Below are 3,121 nucleotides of genomic sequence, written 5' to 3' on the forward strand. Positions count from 1 at the left end.
AAGATGGAGCCGGTTGCGCAACGGCGTGTGGCAATTGCTTTGCAACAGGTTGAGGGGGATTTACGGCGGGCTGTTGATTTGGTCAATGGGATTAATACACCTCCGCAAATTAATGAACAGGAACGGATTTTTGCTCAGTTATTGGGTGTTTGGCAGAGAGCAGATGCGCAGACAAAGGCGCGGTTTTGTGATTATCTTGCAAGAGAACAAGGGGAGGAGCAGGCATGAAGAGGCATGGTTGCGGGCAGCTTGATTTTTTTCAAAAGCCGGTTTTTCCTTGTCGTGAACCCGTTGCGCAGATTGATTTAGGGCGGTTTCGCTCACGCATTAAGCGTGCCATGGCGCGTGCTTTGAGAGAATGCCGGGTTGAGCGCAGTGTGATTGCGGAGCGTATGGCGCATTATTTAGGGATTGGGTGTTTAAGTAAGGCCAGTTTGGATGCATATGTTGCGGAAAGTAAGCAGGTGGATATTTCCCTGCCGCGGTTTAAGGCATTTGTGCGGGCGACAGAGGCATTTTGGCTCTGGGATGAGGTGGTGAGTGAAGATGGATTGTTGCTGTTGCAAGGAGATGAGGCGCGTTTAGCAGAAATTGCGCGGCTCCAGCAGGAACAGCGGGAGATTGCAGCGCGATTGAAAGCCATGCGCGCAACGCCGGTTCGCATTAAAAGGGGGCAGCCATGAAGGAATGGTTTCGTATTGCCGAATTGGCTGAGGCAGCTTTGCCAGGGTTGCCGAAAACAAAAATCGGTCTCAACAATCTTGCGCTTAAGAAATGGCGTTTGAATACACAATTGTTTCGCCAAACATTAGGCAAAACCAAGCCGGTTTGGGAGTATCACATTTCCTTATTGCCGGAGGAGGCACGGGCGGCATTGTTGGTGCGGTTTGGTGGGGCTGTTGATGTGAAACAAACGCAAGGGGAGCAAAAGACAAGTATTTGGGTGCGTTATGAGGGGCTTTCAAAGGCGCATAAAAGGCGCTGTGAAGAGCGTTTGAAGGCACTTTGCTTTTGGGAAGATTTGCTCCATGCCGGTATGGGTGTGCATGATGCGGCAAGTTTAAGTGCGGTGCAATTTGGTGTGAGCCGGATGTCGCTTTTTAATTGGCGGCAGATGGTGGAGGGGTATGAGCGCCCTGATTGGTTGGCAGCGCTTGCACCTTGTTATGGTGAGGAGAATGTTTCGCAATTTGCGCCGTGTCATGAGGGGGCGTGGGAGGTTTTTTGTTCGGATTATTTGCGCCCCTCTAAACCTGCTTTTTCAGCGTGTTATCGGCGCATGGTGATGGTGGCGCAGGAGCGGGGTTTTGAGCCCATTCCTTCTGAGCGGGCTTTGCGGCGTCGTTTTGAAAGACAAATTTCCAAAGCGGTTGTGGTTTTAGCGCGTGAGGGAGAAGAAAAGGCAAAAAAGCTTTATCCGGCACAGCGGCGTGATCGCTCGAGCCTGCATGCACTGCAAGCGGTGAATATGGATGGACATAAGCTGGATGTTTTTGTGAATGTTCCTTGGACAGAAAAGCCTGTGCGGCTTTATCTGATTGCCATTCAAGATCTTTATTCGGGCAAGATTTTATCGTGGCGTCTGTCAGATGCTGAGACTTGGGAAATCGTGCGTTTGGTGATTGGGGATATGGTGGAAGCTTATGGGATACCAGAGCGTATGACCTTGGATAATGGGCGTGCTTTTACCAGTAAGTGGATTTCTGGAGGTGTGCAAAACCGCTTTCGTTTTAAGATTAAGCCGGATGATCCGCAAGGGCTTTTGACGAGTTTGGGGGTGCAATTGCAATGGACCACCCCTTATAGCGGACAGTCTAAACCGATTGAGCGGGCATGGCGTGATTTGGCAGAAGCGATTTCCAAACATCCCTTTTGTGCGGGGGCTTATACGGGCAATAAACCGGATGCCAAGCCTGAAGATTATGGCAAGCGCGCGATAGGATTTGAAGCGTTTAAAGCCCATGTTGGTGCGCAAATTTGTGCACATAATGGGCAAGCAGGGCGTAAGGCGGTTAATTGTGCGGGGCGCAGTTTTGATGAGACCTTTGCAGAGAGTTTGCAAGCCGAGGGGACGATTATTCGGCAAGCAACGGCGGCACAACGGGCTTTATGGCTTTTAACTTCTGAGGCATTGCGTACACAAAAGGGGACGGGCGAGGTTCATTTTTATGGCAATCGTTATTGGGCGCGGGCGTTGAATGAGCATGCGGGGCAAAAAGTGATTGTACGCTTTGATCCGGATAATTTGCATCAAGATTTACGGGTTTATGATTTGAACAATCGGTTGCTTTGTTTGGCACCATGCCTTTGTGATGTAGGTTTTTATGACCAGCAGGCGGCGCGCTTGAATGGGCGTTTGCGTAAAGAATATGTGAAGGCTGTTAAAGCAGAAAAACAGCTAGCGGCAAAGCTTGCGCCTGATCACTTGGCAGATGTTTATGGGCGCCTTGAGAAAAAGGATGAAGCGTTCAAATCGAAGCTTCCGATAAAGCCAAAGGTGAGCCGCTTGATGCCAAACAATGTGGGGAATTTAGCTTTGACAGCAGACGATGATGAGGTTTTGGGGGAGGAAGAATTCAGTCAACACTTGCACAAAGCTTTGAGAAAGCTTTCCGCCTCTGATGAGGGGCGTGAGGTGATAAAGTTTCCCAAGCAATAGAATAAGGAACTAGGAAAAGAGAGGGGGGATTTAAGGGGACCGGTTGAGGTCCATGTGCGGGGTTGAAGATTTAACAAAGAAAGGGGGGGGAGAAATCTTAATCCATTCAAAGTTTAAATCAATACAATTAAATTTTCAGGTGTCTTTGCTTATCAGGTGAGGAGCGTGAAGTTAGCAGGTTCCCCGATGTGTGAGAAAGAACCAAGGGGAATTTGTAAGGAAGCCGTTTTAGTATCGCGTACGGCTTTAGAGTAACAAAAATGGGTAGGTGGGAGCCTACCCATTCAATAAAATCTAAAATCCATAAGAATCTAGATCAATACGAGAGGGAGATTATAGATGAAAAACGCGATAAATGCAACGGTCGATAAAAATCCTTGGGCGCGACCTAAAATCCAGCCTAATGGAACAGCACAAAACCGCAACAGTGATGACATTGCTTTATGGAATGAGCTTGTGGAT

At 48.7% G+C, this 3,121-nt stretch carries 2 protein-coding genes and 1 pseudogene; all 3 read left to right on the forward strand.

Annotation, left to right across the window (positions count from 1 at the left end):
- Window positions 1-228 (forward strand): annotated as a pseudogene (locus ACFIKO_RS07870) (chromosome partitioning protein); the annotation flags it as partial.
- Entirely contained in the window at window positions 225-683 is a 459-nt protein-coding gene (locus tag ACFIKO_RS07875) for a hypothetical protein (protein WP_208438027.1), read from the forward strand. The pseudogene ACFIKO_RS07870 and the gene ACFIKO_RS07875, both read left to right, overlap by 4 nt.
- Window positions 680-2,659, forward strand: coding sequence for a transposase domain-containing protein (locus tag ACFIKO_RS07880; RefSeq protein ID WP_375620356.1), 1,980 nt, complete (start codon window positions 680-682; stop codon window positions 2,657-2,659). Before ACFIKO_RS07875 ends, ACFIKO_RS07880 begins: the two co-directional genes overlap by 4 nt.
- Window positions 2,660-3,121: the final 462 nt, after the last annotated feature.

This window comes from Bartonella sp. TS82HLJMH (genome assembly GCF_042193495.1).
Taxonomy (GTDB): domain Bacteria; phylum Pseudomonadota; class Alphaproteobacteria; order Rhizobiales; family Rhizobiaceae; genus Bartonella; species Bartonella grahamii.